This window comes from Mycolicibacterium sp. XJ2546 (genome assembly GCF_053483195.1).
This window is the reverse complement of the sequence record NZ_JBEFRW010000008.1, coordinates 172,205-193,085: the sequence shown is the minus strand read 5'-3', so window position 1 is coordinate 193,085 and position 20,881 is coordinate 172,205. Positions and strand designations below refer to the sequence as shown.

18 protein-coding genes and 1 pseudogene are annotated in these 20,881 nt (G+C 68.1%); 6 read left to right on the top strand and 13 right to left on the bottom strand.

The window, feature by feature from the left end; all coding sequences use genetic code 11:
* Positions 1-67: 67 nt before the first annotated feature.
* Genes ABQE44_RS15635 through ftsH form a run of 6 tightly spaced genes read right to left on the bottom strand, consistent with a single transcriptional unit; the run spans position 68 to position 5,320 of the window.
* Positions 68-544, bottom strand: a complete 477-nt coding sequence (locus ABQE44_RS15635; RefSeq protein WP_448391940.1) for a DUF3180 domain-containing protein — start codon at positions 542-544, stop codon at positions 68-70.
* Positions 544-1,056 carry a 2-amino-4-hydroxy-6-hydroxymethyldihydropteridine diphosphokinase gene (folK, locus tag ABQE44_RS15630; protein WP_448391939.1) on the bottom strand — a complete coding sequence of 171 codons (513 nt, stop codon included), beginning with the start codon at positions 1,054-1,056 and terminating at the stop codon, positions 544-546. Before folK ends, ABQE44_RS15635 begins: the two co-directional genes overlap by 1 nt.
* Complete coding sequence (folB, locus tag ABQE44_RS15625; RefSeq protein WP_448430727.1) at positions 1,053-1,430, bottom strand: dihydroneopterin aldolase; 378 nt, start codon at positions 1,428-1,430, stop codon at positions 1,053-1,055. The genes folK and folB overlap by 4 nt, the downstream gene beginning before the upstream one ends.
* Entirely contained in the window at positions 1,423-2,280 is an 858-nt protein-coding gene (gene folP, locus ABQE44_RS15620; RefSeq protein ID WP_448430725.1) for a dihydropteroate synthase, read from the bottom strand. Before folP ends, folB begins: the two co-directional genes overlap by 8 nt.
* Before the next feature lie 44 nt (positions 2,281-2,324).
* Positions 2,325-2,948, bottom strand: coding sequence for a GTP cyclohydrolase I FolE (gene folE / locus ABQE44_RS15615; RefSeq protein WP_448391937.1), 624 nt, complete (start codon positions 2,946-2,948; stop codon positions 2,325-2,327).
* Between the two features lie 29 nt (positions 2,949-2,977).
* The gene (gene ftsH / locus ABQE44_RS15610; protein ID WP_448391936.1) at positions 2,978-5,320 is read right to left on the bottom strand and encodes an ATP-dependent zinc metalloprotease FtsH; all 2,343 of its coding nucleotides are present in this window, start codon (positions 5,318-5,320) and stop codon (positions 2,978-2,980) included.
* 237 nt (positions 5,321-5,557) lie between these two features.
* Here ftsH and ABQE44_RS15605 point away from each other — a divergent pair, with 237 nt between their 5' ends.
* The 3 genes from ABQE44_RS15605 (at position 5,558) to ABQE44_RS15595 (ending at position 8,528) form a co-directional block, all read left to right on the top strand.
* Positions 5,558-6,523, top strand: a complete 966-nt coding sequence (locus tag ABQE44_RS15605; RefSeq protein WP_448430782.1) for an alpha/beta fold hydrolase — start codon at positions 5,558-5,560, stop codon at positions 6,521-6,523.
* Positions 6,524-7,711 (top strand): LLM class flavin-dependent oxidoreductase, encoded by a 1,188-nt coding sequence (locus tag ABQE44_RS15600; protein ID WP_448430723.1) that lies wholly within the window; start codon positions 6,524-6,526, stop codon positions 7,709-7,711.
* Between the two features lie 70 nt (positions 7,712-7,781).
* Positions 7,782-8,528 carry an SIMPL domain-containing protein gene (locus ABQE44_RS15595; RefSeq protein WP_448391934.1) on the top strand — a complete coding sequence of 249 codons (747 nt, stop codon included), beginning with the start codon at positions 7,782-7,784 and terminating at the stop codon, positions 8,526-8,528.
* Here ABQE44_RS15595 and ABQE44_RS15590 read toward each other — a convergent pair.
* The 5 genes from ABQE44_RS15590 to dacB all read right to left on the bottom strand — a co-directional run bounded on the left by ABQE44_RS15590 (position 8,525) and on the right by dacB (position 14,867).
* The gene (locus ABQE44_RS15590; protein ID WP_448430721.1) at positions 8,525-10,747 is read right to left on the bottom strand and encodes a molybdopterin-dependent oxidoreductase; all 2,223 of its coding nucleotides are present in this window, start codon (positions 10,745-10,747) and stop codon (positions 8,525-8,527) included. The genes ABQE44_RS15595 and ABQE44_RS15590 overlap by 4 nt on opposite strands.
* A 104-nt stretch (positions 10,748-10,851) precedes the next feature.
* Positions 10,852-11,520: a hypoxanthine phosphoribosyltransferase gene (hpt, locus tag ABQE44_RS15585; protein WP_448430719.1), complete on the bottom strand. Its 669-nt coding sequence runs from the start codon at positions 11,518-11,520 to the stop codon at positions 10,852-10,854.
* Positions 11,483-12,445, bottom strand: coding sequence for a tRNA lysidine(34) synthetase TilS (gene tilS / locus ABQE44_RS15580; RefSeq protein ID WP_448430717.1), 963 nt, complete (start codon positions 12,443-12,445; stop codon positions 11,483-11,485). Before tilS ends, hpt begins: the two co-directional genes overlap by 38 nt.
* Positions 12,424-13,503 (bottom strand): Rv3626c family coenzyme F420 biosynthesis-associated protein, encoded by a 1,080-nt coding sequence (locus ABQE44_RS15575; protein ID WP_448430780.1) that lies wholly within the window; start codon positions 13,501-13,503, stop codon positions 12,424-12,426. The genes tilS and ABQE44_RS15575 overlap by 22 nt, the downstream gene beginning before the upstream one ends.
* Positions 13,491-14,867 (bottom strand): D-alanyl-D-alanine carboxypeptidase/D-alanyl-D-alanine endopeptidase, encoded by a 1,377-nt coding sequence (dacB, locus tag ABQE44_RS15570; protein WP_448430715.1) that lies wholly within the window; start codon positions 14,865-14,867, stop codon positions 13,491-13,493. Before dacB ends, ABQE44_RS15575 begins: the two co-directional genes overlap by 13 nt.
* 89 nt (positions 14,868-14,956) lie before the next feature.
* Here dacB and ABQE44_RS15565 point away from each other — a divergent pair.
* The 3 genes and pseudogenes from ABQE44_RS15565 to ABQE44_RS15555 all read left to right on the top strand — a co-directional run.
* Positions 14,957-15,454, top strand: a pseudogene (locus ABQE44_RS15565) (inorganic diphosphatase); the annotation flags it as partial.
* Positions 15,455-15,481: 27 nt separating this feature from the next.
* Positions 15,482-16,177, top strand: coding sequence for an ATP-binding cassette domain-containing protein (locus tag ABQE44_RS15560; RefSeq protein ID WP_448430713.1), 696 nt, complete (start codon positions 15,482-15,484; stop codon positions 16,175-16,177).
* A gap of 14 nt (positions 16,178-16,191) precedes the next feature.
* Complete coding sequence (locus ABQE44_RS15555) at positions 16,192-18,186, top strand: YhgE/Pip family protein (protein ID WP_448391929.1); 1,995 nt, start codon at positions 16,192-16,194, stop codon at positions 18,184-18,186.
* Between the two features lie 16 nt (positions 18,187-18,202).
* On the opposite strand, the gene ABQE44_RS15550 is transcribed toward ABQE44_RS15555, so the two are convergent.
* Together ABQE44_RS15550 and ABQE44_RS15545 are read right to left on the bottom strand one after the other, a co-directional pair.
* Positions 18,203-19,492, bottom strand: coding sequence for an acyltransferase family protein (locus ABQE44_RS15550; RefSeq protein ID WP_448391928.1), 1,290 nt, complete (start codon positions 19,490-19,492; stop codon positions 18,203-18,205).
* 264 nt (positions 19,493-19,756) lie between these two features.
* The gene (locus ABQE44_RS15545; protein WP_448430711.1) at positions 19,757-20,785 is read right to left on the bottom strand and encodes a TerC family protein; all 1,029 of its coding nucleotides are present in this window, start codon (positions 20,783-20,785) and stop codon (positions 19,757-19,759) included.
* Between the last annotated feature and the right edge of the window lie 96 nt (positions 20,786-20,881).

The window sequence follows — 20,881 nt, the reverse complement described above, 5'->3', positions numbered from 1 at the left end:
TACCCGGCACAGGTCACTGCGCGTGTCGACCGCGGCGGCGATTCGGCGCGTCGGCGCCGATGCGGCGTTAATCGGTTGCGCCGTCGGCGTTGTCCTGGGGTTCGTTCGGCGACTTACAGCAATGCTGCAGCCACAGCGCGGCGACCACCAACGCCAATGCGCACGCGGCCGCGACGATGACGCCGGGGGTGTCCTCTGCCGCGACCCGCAAAGTCGAGCGTCGTGGTAACAGGTAGGCGAGCACCGCCAACCACCAGCCGAGCACCGGCGCGCCCACCCACGCCGAGGCTTTGGCGATCATCACCGAGCGGGCGACCGCCAGCGGGTGCAGCCAGCCGGGGCCGTCGCCGATCTGCCCGTCGCGGATCTTGGCGCGGATGTAGAACGCCCACCCCGCCTCGGCGATCGCCACCGCGAGCAGCGACAAACCTGTCCACCCGGTGATCGGCGGAAACCATTTGTAAAGCACCAGCACCAGCAGGTAGCCGACGACGGCCGCGATCGCCGTCGCCGCTGCCAGGTCACGTTTGCGGGTCGGGCCCATCAGCAGTGCAATTCACCGACGGGCCGTACCCCGTCACGTTCGGCGGCATCGAGTTCGGCGAGCCACTGCCGCACCGGGCGGCCAACGTCGCCGACGGTGAGCGTCGCATCGGGTTCGACGGCAAGCCACGGTACGAGCACGAACGCGCGCTGGTGGGCGCGCGGGTGCGGCAACGTCAGATCGTCGTCGCTGCAACGCACCTCGCGTTGACCCGCATGGCAGGTGATGAGGTCTACGTCGAGCGTTCGAGGACCCCAGCGCTGACCGCGCACTCGTTCGGCGGCGCGTTCCAGTCCCTGCGCACGGCGCAACCAGCCCGTCGCGTCGAGCCCTGGGTCCTCAGCGATGACCACGGCGTTGAGGAAGGGCTCCTGCTCGACCCCACCCCACGGCTGGGTCTGGTAGACCGGTGAGACCGCCCGCACGGCCTCGGCGAGATCGTCGACCACCGACTGCAGCCGGGCCTGACGGTCACCGAGGTTCGACCCGATCGACAACACCACTGTGGTCATGCGCGGCGGCCGTCGCGCCGGGACCGTCGCGCCACCACCGCGACGTCGGCGAACTCGAGCGGGATGGGCGCGCCGGGTTTGTGCACCACCACCTCGACGGCATGCACCCGCGCGTCAACCATGACCGCGTCGGCGATCTCGCCGGCCACCGTCTCGATCAGGTTGCGCGGTGGGCCCGCGACGATGTCGGCGGCCAGCTTTGCCAAGCCGCCGTAGTCGACGGTGTCGTCGAGGTCGTCGCTGGCCGCGGCCGGCGCCAAGTCAACCCACACCGTGATGTCGACGACGAAATCCTGACCGTCGCGGCGCTCATGTTCGAAAACACCGTGGTGCCCGCGGACAGTCAAGCCGCGCAACTCGATTCGGTCAGCCACTCGAATTGCTTCCCGTCGCTCCGTCCCCCTGCGCTTCGCGCGGGTGGTGCCCCCGCGCCCCTGACCACGCCTCCAGCACCTTGAGCGCGTCGACCGAGGCGCGCACGTCGTGCACCCGCACACCCCATGCGCCCTGCATACCGGCCAGCGTGGAGATCACCGCGGTCGCGGTCTCACGCCCGTCGGGTGGGCGTGGTCGGCCGTCGGCGTCGGCCAGCAACGATCCGAGGAAGCGCTTTCGCGAGGCGCCGACCAGGACCGGAATCCCGGTGCCGACGAGTTCCGGCAGCGCGCGCAGCAGCGCCCAATTGTGTTCGGCGGTCTTGGCGAATCCCAGACCCGGGTCGATGATCAGCTTGCCCGGGTCGACGCCCGCGGCCACCGCCGCGTCGACACCGGCGAGCAGTTCGGCGCGCACGTCGGCGACCACATCGCGGTAGGCAGGCACCTCATGGGGGCGTTCTGCGCCCACCGATCGCCAATGCATCAGCACCCATGGCACTTTCGCGTCGGCCAACAACTGCGCCATGTCCGGATCGGCGCGGCCGCCGGACACGTCGTTGACGATCTTGGCGCCGTTCTCGAGCGCCGCACGGGCAACCTCGGCGTGCATGGTGTCGATGCTGACCGTAAGACCTTGTCCGGCAAGTTCTTTGATGACAGGCAAGACGCGGGCGGTTTCGATCTCGGGACCGATGCGGGTGGCGCCGGGCCGGGTCGACTCACCGCCGACGTCGATGATCTGGGCGCCGTCGGATGCCATCTCCAGTCCGTGCTCGATCGCGCGGTCGCGGTCGAGAAAAAGCCCCCCGTCGGAGAATGAGTCGTCGGTGACGTTCACGACGCCCATCACCTGCACGCGCGTTCCCGAAGGGGGCATTGGGCTGGCCGGTCTCACTTCCGAAGGATGAGATCCAGCGCCTCGGCCCGCGACGCCGCATCATGTTTGAACTGGCCGCGGACCGCCGAGGTGGTGGTGATGGCACCGGGTTTGCGGACACCGCGCATCGCCATGCAGAGGTGTTCGGCTTCGATCACGACGATCACACCGCGCGGATCGAGCTTGCGCATCAACGCATCCGCGATCTGTGCGGTCAGCCGTTCTTGTACTTGTGGACGCTTGGCGTACAGATCGACGAGGCGGGCGATCTTGGAGAGCCCGGTCACCCGGCCGTCGGCGCCGGGGATGTAGCCGACGTGCGCGGCGCCGTGAAACGACACCAGGTGGTGCTCACACGTGGAGTACAACGGGATCTGCTTGACCAGCACCATTTCGTCATGCTGTTCATCAAAGGTGGTGTCCAGCACGGCGTCCGGGTCGGTGTACAGGCCCGCGAACAGCTCGCGGTACGCCCTCGCCACCCGGGCCGGGGTGTCCTCGAGCCCGTTGCGGTCGGGGTCCTCCCCCACGGCGAGCAGCAGCTCGCGCACCGCCGCCTCGGCCCGCGTCTGGTCGAACGTCGCGGGCGTGAAGCCATTGGGGAAGATCGTGGCCGAACTGCGCTGCGACCGCGTCATATACGCCTCCTGTGAGAGCCTGCTGGCAGTCAGCCGTGCGCCGGCGGGTTGGACCTATCGCCGGACCGTTCGTTGTCCTGCGAATCGTCGTTGGGGTTCGGCGCCGACGGCTGCGGATAGGGCTGCTGATACTGCGGATAGGGCGGGGCCCCGCCGGCACCGGGGTTATGCCACCCGGGAGGTTGCGGCGGTGGATACCAGTAGCCCTGCGGCTGTTGCTGCTGCGGGTGCGGTTGCTGATGCGACGGCTGATGGTGCTGCGGCTGCGGCGGCCACCCGGGGGCGTGCCAGCCGGCCGGCGCGCCGTAGTCCGGTTGGGTCGCACCGGGGCCGGGGGCTCCGTTGCTGCCGTGACCGTTGGCGCCGTTCTGGGCCTGCCGGGCAGCGGCTTCCTTGCTGGCCTGCGCGATGGCGGCCTTGAACGCCGGCTCGGGCATCGGTTTGGGCCATTCCTCGCCACGTTCCATCGCCAGCTCGCCGGGCGTCTTGATCGGCGGCTTATCCGACGGCACCCGGCCACCGAAGTCGTCGAACATGGTCAACCGCGGACGCTTCTTGACGTCGCCGAAGATCGCCTCGAGCTCGCGGCGGTGCAGCGTCTCCTTCTCCAGCAATTCGCCGGCCAAGGTGTCGAGCACGTCGCGGTATTCGGTGAGGATCTCCCACGCCTCGGTGTGGGCGGCCTCGATGAGCTTGCGCACCTCGTCGTCGATATCGCGGGCCACTTCGTGGCTGTAGTCGGCCTGGGTCCCCATGGTGCGGCCCAAGAACGGGTCACCGTGTTCGGTGCCGTAGCGCACCGCGCCGAGCTTGGAGCTCATGCCGTACTCGGTGACCATCGCGCGCGCGATCTTGGTGGCCTGCTCGATATCGGACACCGCCCCGGTGGTCGGCTCACGGAACACCAACTCTTCGGCGGCGCGTCCGCCCATGGCGAACACCAGCCGCGCAATCATCTCCGAGCGGGTCATCAAACCCTTGTCGTCCTCGGGCACCGACATCGCGTGCCCGCCGGTGCGGCCCCGAGCCAAAATCGTGACCTTGTAGATCGGGTCGATGTCGGGCATCGCCCACGCGGCCAGGGTGTGCCCGCCCTCGTGGTAGGCGGTGATCTTCTTCTCGTGCTCGCTGATGATGCGGCTCTTGCGGCGCGGCCCGCCCACGACGCGGTCGACGGCCTCTTCGAGCGCCGGCCCGGTGATGACGGTGCCGTTCTCGCGCGCAGTCAGCAGCGCCGCTTCGTTGATGACGTTGGCCAGGTCGGCGCCGGACATCCCGACCGTGCGCTTGGCCAGGCCCTCCAAATCAGCGTCGGGCGCCATCGGCTTGCCCGCCGAATGCACCTTGAGCACGGCCCGCCGGCCCGCCAGGTCGGGGCTGGTGACCGGGATCTGTCGGTCGAAGCGGCCAGGCCTCAGCAGCGCCGGATCGAGGATGTCGGGGCGGTTGGTGGCGGCGATCAGGATGACGCCCTGGCGGTCGCCGAAGCCGTCCATTTCGACCAGCAGCTGGTTCAGCGTCTGTTCGCGCTCGTCGTGGCCGCCGCCCAAACCGGCGCCGCGCTGGCGGCCGACTGCGTCGATCTCGTCGACGAAGATGATGCACGGGCTGTTCTGCTTGGCCTGCTCGAACAGGTCGCGCACCCGGGAGGCGCCGACGCCGACGAACATCTCGACGAAGTCCGAACCCGAGATCGTGAAGAACGGCACCCCGGCCTCGCCGGCGACGGCACGGGCCAGCAGCGTCTTACCGGTGCCGGGCGGGCCGAAGAGCAGCACACCCTTGGGGATCTTGGCGCCCAGCGCCTGGTACCTACTCGGGTTCTGCAGGAAGTCCTTTATCTCGTAGAGCTCTTCGACGGCCTCATCGACACCTGCCACGTCGGAGAACGTGGTCTTGGGCATGTCCTTGGTCAGCTGCTTGGCACGCGATTTGCCGAACCCGAAGCCCATCCGCCCACCGCTCTGCATGCGGGTGAACATCACGAACAGGGCGACCAGCAGCAGCAGCGGCAGCAGGTAGATCAACAGCGAGCCCAGCATCGAGCTCTGGTTGACGACCGTGTTGACCTTTGCGCCCTTGCTCTGCAGCGCCTCGAACACCGTCACGCCGTAGCCGGTCGGGTACTTGCTGATGATCTTGTCGCTGTCGGAGGTGTCGGGGTTGCCGCTCTTCAGGTCCAGCCGCAGCTGCTGTTCACGGTCGTCGATCTGCGCGCTCTCGACGTTGTCGTTGTTGATCTGCGCCATCGCCACCGAGGTGTCGACGGGCTTGAACTCGCGGGTGTCGTCGCTGAAGTAGAAGAAGGACCAACCCAGCAACAACAGCACCGCGATCACGGTCAGCGTGCGGATCACATTTTTGCGGTTCATCAAGCCTCGGCCTTCGTCGGCGTCATGTCTTTCGGCCGCCCGCGGCCGGTCTCCTTCCGATACGTGCAGCTGGGAACTTCCAGGCTACCGCTATACCAACGAGTCAAGGTTCCCGACGGGTGCCGCCCTATCCGGGGCGTAGTGCGCCGAACGTGGGTTACCGGCACGCGCCGAGCGCTCGGGCCGTGCGGGTAATCCACGTTCGCGCCGCGGCCGAACTGTGCTTTGGTAGTGACCGTGCGGACCTCGACCGAACGGTTAGTCGAAACCAACGGCGTGCACCTGCGGGTGATCGAGGCGGGCGAGCGCGGCGCCCCGCTCGTCTTACTCGCCCACGGCTTTCCCGAGCTGGCCTATTCGTGGCGGCATCAGATCCCGGCGCTGGCCGACGCGGGCTTTCACGTGCTCGCCCCCGACCAGCGCGGCTACGGCGGCTCGTCGAAGCCCGACGCAATCGACGCCTACACCGTCGTCGACCTGAGCGCCGACCTGGTGGGTCTGCTCGACGACGTCGGCGCCGAACGGGCGGCGATCGTGGGCCACGACTTCGGCGGGGTGGTGGCGTGGTCGGCACCGCTGCTGCACCCGGACCGGTTCGCCGGGGTGGCCGGGTTGAGCGTGCCGCCGGTGCCGCGCTCGCGGGTTGCGACCACCCAGGCGTTCCGCAAGATCTTCGGCGACAACTTTTTCTACATCCTCTACTTCCAGGAGCCCGGGCCCGCCGACGCCGACCTGAACCGCGATCCGGCCACCACGATGCGCAAGCTGTTCGGGTCGCTGACGACGCCCGCAGACGAGGCGGCCGCGTTACGCATGGTCCAACCCGGGCCGGAAGGGTTCATCGAACGCATCCCCGAACCGGGCGGGTTGCCCGACTGGCTGAGCCAGGAGGAGTTCGACCACTACGTCGCCGAGTTCACCGCCCACGGGTTCACCGCACCGCTGAATTGGTATCGCTGCTTTGACCGCAACTGGGAGCTGACGGCGTCGACACCGGCCGCCACCATCACCGTGCCCGCGTTGTTCATCGGCGGCACCGCCGACCCGACGCTTGCCTACACGCCCCGCCACCGCGTCCACCACCTGGTGACCGGGAAGTACCGCGAGGTGATGATCGAGGGTGCGGGGCACTGGATTCAGCAGGAGCGTCCCACCGAGGTGAACGCCGAACTCGTCGAATTCCTCAAGCGATTGGAGCTATAGATGACGCGGCCACTCAACTTCGGAGTGTTCATCACGCCGTTTCATCCGGTGGGCCAATCCCCCACGCTGGCATTGGAATACGACCTGGACCGTACCGTCGCCCTGGACGGTCTCGGCTACGACGAGGTCTGGTTCGGTGAACATCACTCCGGTGGTTACGAGCTGATCGCCTGCCCCGAGGTGTTCATCGCCGCGGCCGCCGAACGCACCAAACACATCCGGCTCGGCACCGGTGTGGTGTCGCTGCCCTACCACCATCCGCTGATGGTCGCCGACCGCTGGGTGCTGCTGGACCACATCACCCGCGGCCGGGTGATGTTCGGCACCGGGCCGGGCGCGCTGCCGTCGGACGCCTACATGATGGGCATCGATCCGGTCGACCAGCGCCGCATGATGCAGGAGTCGCTGGACGCGATCCTGGCACTGTTCCGCGCGGCACCCGACGAACGAATCACCAGGACGTCGGACTGGTTCACCCTGCGCGACGCCGCCCTACACATCCGGCCCTACACCTGGCCGTATCCCGAAATATCCACCGCAGCAATGATTTCGCCGTCAGGACCGCGACTGGCCGGGGCGCTGGGCACGTCGCTGCTTTCGCTGTCGATGTCGGTGCCGGGCGGATACGCCGCACTGGAGAACACCTGGCAGGTGGTCGTCGATCAGGCCGAGAAGTCGGGACGCGCGGCACCGGACCGCAACAACTGGCGGGTGCTGTCGATCATGCACCTGGCCGATACCCGCGAGCAGGCGATCGACGACTGCACCTACGGGTTACCGGATTTCGCGAACTACTTCGGTGCGGCCGGGTTCGTGCCGCTGTCCAACAACGTCGAAGGTGAACAATCTCCGCGCGAGTTCGTCGAAGAGTATGCGAGCAAGGGCAACTGCTGCATCGGCACACCGGGTGACGCGATCACCCACATTCACGATCTGCTCGAACAGTCCGGCGGTTTCGGCACGCTACTGCTGCTGGGCCACGACTGGGCCTCGCCACCGGCGACGTATCACTCCTACGAACTGTTCGCTCGGCAAGTGATCCCGCACTTCAAGGGCCAGCTGACCGCACCGCGGGCGTCGCACGACTGGGCCAAGGACATGCGCGACCAACTGCTGGGCCGGGCGGGCGAAGCGATCGTCAACGCGATCACCGAGCACACCGACGAACTCAAGGACCGGGAGGGCTGATGCGCGCCGCCGTACTGCGCGACGACCTGGCCCAAGGTACTGGGGACACCGTGCCGGTATCGTGCCAGGCATGCCGACCGCTGTACGGGCGAAGACGCCGACCAGACTGCTCGCCCTCGCCGCGGGGCTCATCCTCGTCGTAGCGGGCTGCGACGCGACATCGGGGCCGACGACCAGCGCGCAAGGCGATGCGCGACACGTGACCGTGCAGGGTTCCGGTGAGGTGCAGGGCGAGCCGGACACCCTCAACATCAACGCGTCCATCGCATCCGTCGCTCCCGATGTGACCGGTGCGATGAACCAGACCAGCGAACGTCAGCAGGCGGTGATCGACGCGCTGGTGGACGCCGGTGTGGAGCACAGGGACATCAGCACCGCGGAGGTCAGCCTGCAGCCGCAGTTCGCCGGCGGCGGCGACGATCCGCAGGCCATCGTCGGCTACCGTGCGACCAATTCGATCGACATCAAGATCCGCCAACTCGACGCCGCGTCGCAGGCGTTGGCGTTGATCGTCAGCAGCGGCGGCGACGCGACCCGGATCAACTCGGTGAACTATTCGCTCGAGGACGATTCACAGTTGGTCCGCGATGCCCGGAGCCGGGCATTCGACGACGCCAGAGACCGCGCCGAACAGTACGCCGAGTTGTCGGGTTCGGCGCTGGGCCAGGTCATATCGATCTCGGAGGCGACCGGTCAGCAGCCGCCGCCACCGACGCCGCTGCAAGCTCCGCGCGGCGCGGAAATGGCCACCGTCCCACTGGAACCCGGCGAGGAGACGGTCGGCTTTACGGTGACGGTGGTGTGGGAGCTCACCTAGCCCGCAGGGGCGATGTCCACCGGAATGCCGTTGAGCACAGCGGTACCCGACAACGGATCGAGCCGGTTGCCGTCGTTGATCTGGTTGACGTTGACGCCCGGGCGGTTCGAGGCGACCGTCTGCCCGGTGCCGTCGCGGTCATGGCCCCACCCGTGCGGCAGCGACACCACGCCGCGGCGCATGCCGGGCGCCAACTCGATGGGCGCCAGTAGCTCACCGCCGGGTCCCTTGACGACCGCGGTGCCGGTGTCGGTGAGGCCCAACTCGGCGGCGTCGGCTGGGTGGATCCGCAGCGTGCACCGGTTCGTCCCTCCGGCCAGCGCGGGCAGGTTGTGCATCCAGCTGTTGTTCGAGCGCAGATGTCGGCGGCCGATGAGCATGAACCCGTCGGGGCGGACGCCGAGGGCCTCGCGCAGCCGGGGCACGTCGGCGACCAACGGCTCGGGGGCGAGTTCGATTCGGCCCGTTGGGGTTCGCAATACCTGGGGCAGTCGCGGTTGCAGCGGGCCGAGGTCGATGCCGTGCGGGGCGGCCTTGACCCGGGCCAGCGTAAGGCCGTCGGGGTTGGCGCCGAACGCGTCGCCGTACGGTCCGAGTCGCAGCATCATGTCGAGGCGCCGCTCGTAACCCGGGGCCTCGTCGAGCATCGCGGTGAGTTCCTCGACGGGGCGCCCGGCGACGGGCGAGTGCGGATCGGCGGCCTCCTTGGCCAGCGTCGTCGCGATCACCTGCTGGTCTACGAGCGCCGGATCACCTTCTGGCCCAACACCGTACAGGATCAGCGCGATGCGGGACAGGATCTCGGGTTCGTCGGGGCGCTCGGCCAGCGGCAGTGCCGGCGGCGAGTACCGGACGTTGTTGCGTACGGCGAGGTTGTTGAGCGCGACGTCGAAGTGCGCGCTTTGCGACGGCGGCGGTGGCGGCAGGATGACGTCGGCGTGGCGGGTGGTCTCGTTGAGGTACGGGTCGACCGAAAGCATGAAGTCGAGCCCGGCGAGCGCATGGTCGAGGCGGTCGCCGTCGGGGGCGGACAGCACCGGGTTGCCTGCGATGGTGATCAGCGCCTTGATCTGCCCGTGGCCGGGGGTGTCGATCTCCTCGGCGAGGGCCGCGGCCGGGATCTCGGCGAGCACCTCGGGGTGTCCGGAGACGCGGCTGTGCCAGCGTCCGGTGCGAAATCCGCGGCCTGCCTTCGGCGGTCGGGGCGCTGGCGCGGCCGCCGACAGCGGGAACATCGCGCCGCCGGGCCGGTCGAGATTGCCGGTCAGCACGTTGACGACGTCGACGAGCCAGCTGCCGATCGTGCCGAATTCCACTGTGGACGTACCGATTCGGCCGTAGACCGCCGCCGACGGCGCCGCCGCGATCTCGCGGGCCAGCACGCGGATGTCGTCGGCGGCCACCCCGCAGTACGCGGCGACGGCGTCCGGGGCGAAGTCGGCCGCCAGCGCACGCACGTCGTCGACGCCGTTGACGGAGCCCAACGCGCCGAGGGCGACGAGATCCTCGTCGAACAGGGTGTGCACGACGGCGAACAGCAGCGCGGCGTCGGTGCCCGGCCGCGGGTCCAGGTGGCGGTCGGCGAGCTCTGCGGTGCGCGTGCGGGCCGGGTCGATGACGACGAGCCGGCCGCCGCGCCTGCGCAGCGCGCGCAGCTTGCCGGGGAAGTCGGCGGCGGTGGCCAGACTACCGTTGGAGACAAGGGGATTCGCACCGATGACGACCAGGTAGTCGGTGCGGTCGAGGTCGGGGACGGTGAACGCGACCGGGCTGCCGAACATGTGGCCCAACGCGACGTGTTTGGGCATCTGGTCCAGGGTGCTGGCGGAGTAGACCTGGCGGGTGCCCAGCGCCCGTACGAGCACCGGCGGGTACAGTGCGCCGGCGACGGTGTGGGCGTTCGGGTTACCCAGGTACACGCCGACCGACGGGCCGCCGTGCTCGGCGACGACGGCACCGAGGCGCTCGGCGACCGCCTCGAACGCCTCTTGCCAGCTGGTTTCGGTCAGCTTCCCGTCGCGCCGAACCAGCGGGCGGGCGAGCCGGTCGGGGTCGTTGTCGAGTTCGGCGAAGCTGGCACCCTTCGGGCAGATGAACCCGTGGCTGAACACGTCGTCGCGGTCACCGCGGGCGCCGGTGACCCGGCCATCGGCGATCGTCAGCGTCAGGCCGCAGGTGGCCTCACACAGCGGGCAGATCCGCAGAGCTGTCTGGGTCATCACCCCATCCTCCGCCGAAATCGACGTTTTGCACGATTCTTCTCGCACTTTCCCGCCCGTTTGTCCCGTTGGCTCCCCGGGCGCCGGTTGGGCACCAAAGCGGGTCAGCCTTGTTCGTAGATTTTGGGGTCGAGCGTGCCGATGTAGTTGAGGTCGCGGTAGCGCTCGGCATAGTCCAGCCCGTAACCGACGACGAACTCCTTGGGAATGTCGAAGCCGACGTAGGCGATCTCCACGTCGGCGCGCACCGCATCGGGTTTGCGCAGCAGCGCGCACACCCGCAGGGAGCGCGGCCGCCGCGACGCCAGGTTGCGCAGCAGCCAGGACAGGGTCAGCCCGGAGTCGACGACGTCCTCGACGATCAGCACGTCGCGGTCGTGGATGTCGCGGTCGAGGTCCTTGAGGATGCGCACCACCCCCGACGACGACGTCGACGAGCCGTAGGAGCTGACCGCCATGAACTCCAGCTGCGTGGGCAGCGGGATCGCGCGCGCCAGATCGGTCACGAAGAACACCGCGCCCTTGAGCACGGTGACCAGCAGCAGATCCTGCCCGCCGGGACCGATGGTTTCGCAGTAGTCGTCAGCGATGCGGGAGCCGAGCTCGGCGACCTTCGCCTGGATCTCGTCGGACGGAAGAAGAACCGATTTGATGTCGCCGTTGTACAGCTCGGTGGATCGCTCAGCCACGCCCACAGCGTGCCATGCGGCCGATCCGCCGACCAAGGCGCGGTGTCTAGACCGGTTCGGTGTGCAGTCCCAGCACGCCGTCACGCCGCGACGCGATCAGCCGCTGATTGCGCAGCGGCGATCCCACGGCCACCCCGCCTTGGCCCCGCCATGCCACCACCAGGGTGTCGACCCCCCGAATGTGCTTGTCGGTCAGCCCGCTCGCCCCGCCCGCCAGCAGCCAGCCGCGGATGACCCGCCGCCGGATCGCCTCCGGCAGCACCGCCAGCCGCGACGTGTCCAGCCCTACCCCATCGCGAGCGTCCGTCAACGCCTGCCGTGCCAACGCGTCGAGCGCGTCGGTGTCAGCGCGCAGCGCACCCGCGGTGCGCGCCAACGCCTCGGCCACCCCGCCGCCGAGGACCTCCTCGAGCAGCGGCAGCACCTCCGCGCGCAACCGCACCCGGGTGAAACGCCGGTCGCTGTTGTGTGGGTCGTGCCACGGTGTCACGCCCAGTTCGGTGCACGCCGCCTGCGTCACGCTGCGCCGCACGCCCAGCAGCGGACGACCCCACGGCGGGTCGCTGGATCGCATCCCGGCGATAGACCGCGGCCCCGAGCCGCGGCCGAGCCCCAGCAGCACGGTCTCGGCCTGATCGTCGAGGGTGTGACCCAGCAGCACCAGCGCGTTGCCGCGGGCCCCGTCCAAGGCCCGGTAGCGCGCCGTGCGGGCCGCGCCTTCCGGCCCGCCCCGAGCGCCGACGTCGACGCGCAGCACCTGGGCGTCAACGCATCCCAACGTCATCGCCTGGTCGCGGGCGGTGGCGGCGACCGCCGCGGAGCCCGGCTGCAGTTGGTGATCGACGACGAGCGCGGTGGTCGGCTTGACCTTCGCCGCCGCTGCCGTCAGCGCCAGCGAGTCGGCGCCGCCGGAGAGTGCCACACACCAACGCTCGTCGGCTGCGCAGAAGTCGCGGGCAAAACCGCTGACCGCTTCGTGCAGCGCGGCTAGAGCACCCGGTCGATCCATCGCTGTGGCTCATCGATTTCGCTTGGCAGCGGCAGGGTTTCGGGTCCGGACCACACCGCGTTGAACCGCTCCATGCCCACCTTGGATACGACGTGGTCGACGAACGCCTTACCGCGGGTGTACTGGCTGAGCTTCGCGTCGAACCCGAGCAGCGCCCGCAGCAGCCGCTGTAGCGGCGGTTGTTTGCGCTGGCGCCGCTCGTCGAACCGGCGTCGGATGGTGGCCACCGACGGCACCACCGTCGGACCGACCGCGTCCATCACATGGTCGGCGTGGCCCTCCAGCAGCGTGCCCAACACCAGCAGCTGGTCCAGCGCCTTGCGCTGCGGCTCAGACTGCACGGCACGCAGCAGCCCGAGCACACCCTCCGAATTCGGTTCGACCGCACCATTTCCGGTGTCACCGCGACGGCCGCGGACGAACTCGGCGAGCCTGCCGACCACCTCGGTGACGTCGTTCTCGGTCTCGTCGGTGAGCACCCCAAGAGCGCGCGACATGTGATCGGCCAACCACGGGTTGGCCCGGAACTGCACCCGGTGGGTGACCTCGTGCAGACATACCCAGAGCCGGAAATCAAAAGGCTGCACCTGCAATTGGCGTTCCACCGCAATGACGTTGGGGTACACCAGCAGCAGCTCACCGCCGTCGCGGCCAAACGGGTCGTACTGGCCGAGGATGCCCGAGGACACGAACGCCAGCACGGCACCGGTCTGCGCGCCGGTGATCCGGCCGGTGAGGATGTTCGGCCGCTGTCCGTCGCTGTCCTGCCCGCCGGTCATCACGCGCATCGAGTGGGTGGCCGCGCGCACCCACTGGGCGCGGTCGACGATGCGCGCGTCGGGAACCTCGCCGCCCTCGGTGAGCCCGGTGACCTCACGCACCGGCAGTTCGGCCGACCGCGACGCTTCGCTGAGTTGGTCGATGACCTGGCGGCGGGTGTAGTCGGTGGTGGCTGGGCCGGGCCTGGCCAGTTTGGCGCCGACGGTCGCGGCGAACTCCCAGTCGACAGCGCGTCCGACCGTCACCTCGTTGGTGGTGGCCGGGCTCATGGGCTGCATCCGCACGAGCGCAGGGTGGCGGCCAGGGTGTCCAACGCGACGAGGCCCATGGGCCCCGCGTCGTTGGAGATGAACGCGAACGTCAACACCCGTCCGCTGGCGTCGGTGAGAAAGCCGGCCAGCGTGTTGGTTCCGGTCAGCGATCCGGTCTTGGCCCGCAGGAATCCGGCGGCTTCCCGGCCCGGTTCGGTGCCGAGGAAGCGGTTGGACAGCGTGCCGCTGCCGCCCGCGATCGGCATCAGGTCCACCAGCGGCCGCAGCCGGGGGTGCTCGTCGCCAACCGCGACGCTGACCACCTCGTCGAGCGTCTTCGCGGTGAGCCGGTCGTCGACCGACAACCCGCTGGAGTCGAACAGCCTGGCCCCGGTGGTGTCGACGCCGGCGGCCTTCAGCTCGCCCAGCACCGCGCTGGCGGCGCCGTCGAAGCTCTGCGGTTTGCCGACCGCGGCGGCGACCTCACGCCCGATCGCCTCGGCCATCACGTTGTCGGAGGCGTTCATCATCTCGCGCAGCCGGTTGATCAGCGGCGGCGACTGCACCGCCGCGATCTCCTTACCGCCGCGTGCGGGGCCGGGTAACACGGTGACCTTGGCCGGGTCGACCTCCAGCGCCACCGCCAGCGCGCGCCCGGCGTCCAGTGCGGGCGTGTGCGACCGGGCCGAGTCGACGCTGACGGGTTGGGTGCGCCCGGCGTCGAGCATCACCGGCTGCATCGGCGCGATGTCGCCGCCGTCGATGTCGGCGGGGTCCCAGCCGTGCGCCATGGTCGGGCCGCTGTACGTGCTGACGTCGACCTGCACGGCGGTGGCGTCGATGCCGCTGCGACGGACCTGCTCGGCCAGGTCGCTGATGCGCGCGGCGTCGCGGTACCAGGTGTCCTTGCCTTCCGGCGCCGCCGACAGTGTCGGGTCGCCGCCGCCCTGGAGTACCACCACGCCGGGTTGGTCGCCGGTGAGCACCCGGGTAGTCAACCGCGCGTCGCGGTCGAGGGCCAGTAGCGCGGCGGCCGTCGTCAACGTCTTGTTGGTCGATGCGGGCTGCATCGGCACGTCGGCGCCCTGCTCCCACAGCTGGGTGCCGGTGATCGCGTCGGCGATGCGCCCGGTGAAGTGCCCGAGGTTGGGGTCGGCCAGCGCCGGGGCCAGCCGCGCCGCCAGCAGCTCAGGTGTGGGCTTGGGCGCGGAGTCCGACACCGGCACGACGGCCGGGTCGGCGGTGACGGCCGGCGGCGTCGGCTTGACCGCCGCGGCGTCGGTGTGTCCCGTCGTCAGCACGGCCGCCGTCGCCACCACTACGGCGACCAGCACCAGTACTGCCACCCCGACCAGCACATGTGTGGATGGCCCCCACTTCGTGGGCCGCATAACTCTCCTGATCTGTCGACCGCCCCGTAGTGCAGCGTATCGCTCTATTAGGGTGATGCCCGTCCCCAAGACCGTTTGCACAGGGCAAGGAGCCGCCGGTGGAGTTCGAGGTAGTCATCGAGATCCCGAAGGGTTCGCGCAACAAGTACGAGGTGGACCACGAGAGCGGGCGGGTGAAGTTGGACCGCTACCTCTACACCTCGATGGGCTATCCGACTGATTACGGATTCATCGAAGACACGCTCGGCGAGGACGGTGACCCGCTCGACGCTCTGGTGCTGCTGCCCGAACCGCTGTTCCCCGGCTGCCTCGTCGACGTCCGCCCGGTGGCCATGTTCCAGATGACCGACGAGGCCGGCGGCGACGACAAGGTGCTGTGTGTGCCCGCGGGCGACAAGCGCTGGGATCACATCCAGGATCTGGCCGACGTGCCCGGGCAGGTGCTCGAGGAGATCAAGCACTTTTTCGTGCACTACAAGGACCTCGAGCCGAACAAGTACGTCAAGGCCGCCGACTGGGTGGGCCGCGACAAGGCCGAGGCCGAGGTCAAGGCGTCGATCGACCGGTTCAAAACGCAGGGTCACTAAAGCGCGCCCAGGGCGCGGGAGGTCGCGGTGTCGGACAAGGTAATTGCTCGCGGCATCACCGTGTCGGGGCCGTGGGGGCCGGTGTACGGCCCCGTCGATCTGGAGATCGAAGCAGGCGGGGTGACCGTCGTGGTGTGCCCGAGCGGTTCGGGGCGCACCGCGCTGCTGATGACGTTGGCCGGCCGGATGAAACCGCAGAGCGGCTCGCTTTCGGTGTTCGGCCGCACCGCCGTCGACGACATCTTCCGGTGCGCGGCGCTGGCCGGGTTCGATGAGCTCGACGCTGTCGCCGAATCGGTCACCGTGGCCGACCTGATCACCGAACAGCTGCGCTGGGACGCCGCGTGGTACCGCCTGGTGCGCCGCGCCGGCCAGGCCGACGTCGACGCGGTTTGCGGCCCGGTGTTCGGGGAGCTGCCGTTACCGCCGCTGGACGAGTTCGTCGAGGAGCTGGGCGAGGGCGACCGGTTGTTGTTGCGGATCGCGCTGGCCAACACCAGACGGCCGCCGCTGCTGGTGGTGGGCGACCTCGACCACGTCACCAGCGATCGTCACCGCGAGACCGTGCTGAACCGGCTGATCTCGTTGGGTGAGACGCAGACGGTCGTGACGACGACCGTCAATGGAATCAGCCACGACGGTGTTCATGCGCAGATCGAGGTGGCCAACACCTCGCGCGAAGAGCTGGTAGCCGACCAGAAGGCCCGGCAGAAAGGTCGATGACGATGCTTGCGGGGATGTCTCTGGGTACCGACCTCAAACGCTATTCCCGCGGTGTGCTGCCCCGACTGGCGCTGACCACGATCATCCTGATGCCGCTGCTGTACGGCGCGATGTACCTGTGGGCGTTCTGGAATCCGTTCGGTGAGGTCAACAAGCTGCCGGTGGCCTTGGTCAACGAGGACCGCGGGGCGCAGAGCCAGGGCCAGCAGGTCAACGCCGGGAACCAGGTGGCCCGTTCGCTGCTGGACTCCGGGCAGCTCGACCTGCACGAGATGTCGGCCGCAGAGGCGGCCGACGGGGTGCGCCACGGGCACTACTACTTCGCGATCACGATCCCGGAGGACTTCAGCGCCGCGGTGGCATCGCCGGCGGGTTCTGATCCGCACCCGGCCAAGATCCGGTTCACCTTCGACAACTCCAACAACTATCTGGCGTCGATCATCGGGCAGAACGCCGCGCGTGAGGTGCTCAACGAGGTCAACGCGCGCGTCGGGCAGCAGACGGTCGGTCAGGTGCTCACCGGTGTGACCGAGGCGGGCGCCGGGCTGGTGACGGCCGCCGACGGCGCCGACCGGTTGTCGGCGGGCCTGGCGCAGGCCGACGACGGTGCACACGAGCTGGCGAGCGGGTCGCGTGCGCTGTCGGACGGGTTGGTGACCGCACGCGACGGCTCGGCCGCGCTGGCCGCCGGTGCCGCGCAGTTGTCCGAAGGCATCGGCACCGCAACGGATCCGCTGCTGTCTGTACTGGACCGGGTGAGCGGGCTTGGTCTGGACCCGGCGGAGGTCGGCGACCTGGCGGTCGGGCTGTCCCGGCTGGTGAAGTCGACCAGTGACCGGGTGGCCGCGCTCAACGTCGATCAGGCGCAGGCCGCGGCCGTCGTCGACACGGTGGTCGGCGCGCTGCGGGCGAATCCCGACCCGGCGGTGCGGGCGTTGGGTGACACGTTGGCAGGCACCCAGCGGCTACTGCGCGCCAACGACATCGATCCGACCACCGACGAAGGTCTGATCGCGTTGCGGGACAAGGCCGCTGCACTGGAAACCGAGCTTGCCGACCCGAGCAGTGAGCTGCGGACGTTTTTGACCAAGGCGCTCGACGGCGGTCTTCTCGACGACGTGGTGGCTCTGCGCGACGGCGCAAACCAGTTGAGCACCGGGGCGAACCAACTTCGCGCCGGGCTGGTGGCGCTGTCCGACGGGGGTGAGCGGCTGTCGGCGGGCGCGGCGAAGCTGGCCGCCGGAACCAGCCAACTACGAAGCGGCAGCGTGGAACTCGCGCACGGCCTACGCGAAGGGGCCGAACGCGTTCCGCACTGGACCGATCAGCAGCGCAACCAGGTCGCCGAAACCCTGTCCCAGCCGGTGGCTCTCGATGAGGTGACCCACAACGCCGCGCCGACGTTCGGCACCGGGTTCGCGCCGTTCTTCCTGTCGTTGGCTTTGTTCATCGGGGCGCTGATCATCTGGATGTTGTTGACGCCCTTGCAACCTCGCCCGATCGTCAACGGCCTCGGCGCCCTGCGCGTCGCGCTGGCGTCCTACTGGCCGGGTTTGCTGATCGTGGTGTGCCAGGTGTTGGTGATGTACGCGGTGGTGCATTTCGGCGTGGGCTTGAAGGCGGTCTACCCGGCGGCCACCGTCGCGTTCCTGATCCTGGTCGCGGGCGCGTTCCTGGCGCTCATCCAGGCGTTCAACGCGCTGTTCGGCGTTGCGGTCGGCCGGGTGGTCACGCTGGCGTTCCTGATGTTCCAGCTGGTCTCGGCCGGCGGTATCTATCCGGTGGAGACCACGCCGAAGCCGTTCCAGATCATTCACCACGTCGACCCGATGACCTACGCCGTCAACGGGTTACGCCAGCTGACTGTGGGTGGTATCGACTCGCGGCTGTGGGTGGCGATCGCGGTGCTGGCCGCCATCACCGCGGCGTCGCTGGCCGCCACCGCGTGGTCGGCGCGACGCAACCGGCAGTACACAATCGAGCGGCTGTACCCACCCATTGAAGTGTGAGCAGTGTGAGGCCGAGCTACGCCGCCTCGGCCTGGCGGCGCACGCTTGTGCGGCGCCTTCTGGCGTAGTTCATCGCCGGCTTCTCGACCAGGTAGTAGGTCACGGTCGCGGCGAGAACCGTTACGGCGAGCAGCACCACGATGTTGTAGAGCATTCCCGGTAGCGTGTCGCCGGCCATCCAGCCGAGTTGGCCGAGCAGCAGCAGCAGCGGGAAATGCCACAGGTAGGCCGACAGCGAGATTTCGCCGACATAGCGGATCGGCCGGACATCGAGCGTGCGCGCCAGTTTGGACTTCTCGCCCCGGGCCAGCGGAACCACGACGACCAGGATCATCAGCGCGGCGACCACGCCGACCACGGCGGTGACGAACGACACCGCGAAGGCGAACATCGCCGCGCCCACCACCAGCACGGGCAAGATCGCCGCGGCGCTGAGCGTCCGGACGCGTCGGCTCGCGCGCTCGGACAGCACGCCGTGCTCGATCGCGACGAACACGACCGCGGCGAGCATGCCCATCGCGAAGTTGTCGGCGTTGGTCAGGATGCTCCTGGTGAACACCGCGGCGATGTTCGGGCCCCAGTTGAGCAGGATGAAGTCGGAGGTGCCCGCGTACCGATTGACCAACGGGGTCAGCGCACGGCCCAGCAACCCGATGCCCAGCAGGATGGCGGGTGCGAGCAGCGCGACCAGGAACGGATTGCGTCTGCTGCGGGTGCCCGTCCGAAAAATCACCCAGCCCAGCAGCGGAAGCGTGAGGTAGAACGCGTACTCCAGGGTCAGCGACCACGACGGGCCGATACCGGTCTGGATGAAGGCCGGGATGTAGGTCTGCACCAACGCCAGGTTGGCCAGCAACTCCGCCGGATCGGTGATCATGCCGATTCCGGTGCGGGCGTCGTCGGGCATCATCGCCGCATTGCCGACGTAGGAAAGCTGCAACACAAAATTGACGATCAAGAAAATGACGAGGTATGCCGGCATAATTCGGGCCAGGCGGTGTATCGCGTAATTACGCACATCCGGCATGTCCGACCGGGCAACGAGGTTTCGCACATATGGCAAAAACAGCAGAAACCCGCTGAGCACGAAGAAATACACCAACGAGAAGCCGAACAGGTTGGTTTTCCACGTGTCGGCCGTGTTTTTCGTGTAGTAGCCGGTCACATGGGTGATGGCGATGCTCAGGCACAGTAGACCACGGATGCCGTCTAGGCCGATTATCCGCGCCCGCTTGTGGTTTCGGCCGACGTCGGCGCGTGCGGGTACCCCGGATTGTGCGGCGCCTTTCGTCGTCTCGGCCGTCACCGCGGTCGACGGCCGGTGCCAGAAGTGGCGTCACACACGAAAGGGTCCCCGCTTTCTTCAAGGTGATCCGAGACAGCTAAGCCGTCGCCATCGTAGGACCAACCCCGCAAATTTCGCGAGCCGGAATTTCGCCGATCAACCCCGCCGAAGAATCCGCACCGCAGCACCAGGGAAGTGCCATTTGCTGAGCAAATTCCCAGTTATATCTCCAGCCCATTAATTAGAGCTACGAACAGGGTTTTTAGTTGCCCTAGCTAGATATAGCTAACCCTTGTGCGAGTGCGGCTCCGATTCCTCAGAATTCTCCGGGACCTCGGCGCCGTTCTTCTTCACGTCGCGCACCCGCGTCTTGTACAGGCTGGCCACCGTGGTGATGACCAACGTCACCACGATCACGCCCAGGCTGACCAGGGTTGGGATCTCGGGCACCGGGACATGCTCACCGCCGTTGATGAACGGCACCTCGTTTTCGTGCAGCGCGTGCAGCACCAGCTTCACGCCGATGAAGGCGAGGATGAACGCCAGCCCCTTCGACAGGTAGACCAGCCGTCTGAGCAGATCACCGAGCAGGAAGTACAGCTGGCGCAAGCCCATCAGCGCGAACACATTCGCGGTGAACACCAGGTAGGGCTCCTGGGTCAGACCGTAGATGGCCGGGATCGAGTCCAGCGCGAAGATGAGGTCGGTGGTGCCCAGCGCGACGATGACGAGGAACATCGGCGTCATCACGCGCTTGCCGTTCTCCCGCACCCACAACCGCAGGCCATCCCACGTGTCGGTGAACTTCATGTGCTTGCGGGCGAAGCGCACCACCCGGTTCTCGGCGTCGTCGTCATGATCGGTGTCGCGCACCAGTCCCACCGCGGTGTAGAGCAGGAAGGCACCGAAAATGTAGAAGATCCAAGAGAACTGGTTGATCGCGACGGCACCGAGCGCGATGAAGATGCCACGGAAGATCAACGCCAGGATGATGCCGACGAGCAGGGCCTGCTGCTGGTAGATCCGAGGCACCTTGAAGCTGGCCATGATGATCAAGAAGATGAACAGGTTGTCCACCGACAGGCTGTATTCGGTCAGCCACCCGGCGAAGAACTCCAACCCGTACTGGCTGCCGTGGAAGAACCAGGTCCACAGCCCGAACGCGATCGCGAGGCTGATGTAGATCGACAGGTACGTTCCGGTTTCGCGCTTGGTCGGTTCGTGCGGGCGGCGGCCGATGACGATCACGTCGAAGAGCAGGATCGCGATCGTCACGCTCAGCGTGATCGCCCACTCGAGTCCGCTTACGTTCACCAAAACCTCCGGTCGTCAAAGCGCCGGAGGTCTCTTCCACCGCACGAAACCGTCGTGTCAGCCCGCGGCACCGGTCGTCCGATGACGGCCAACGTG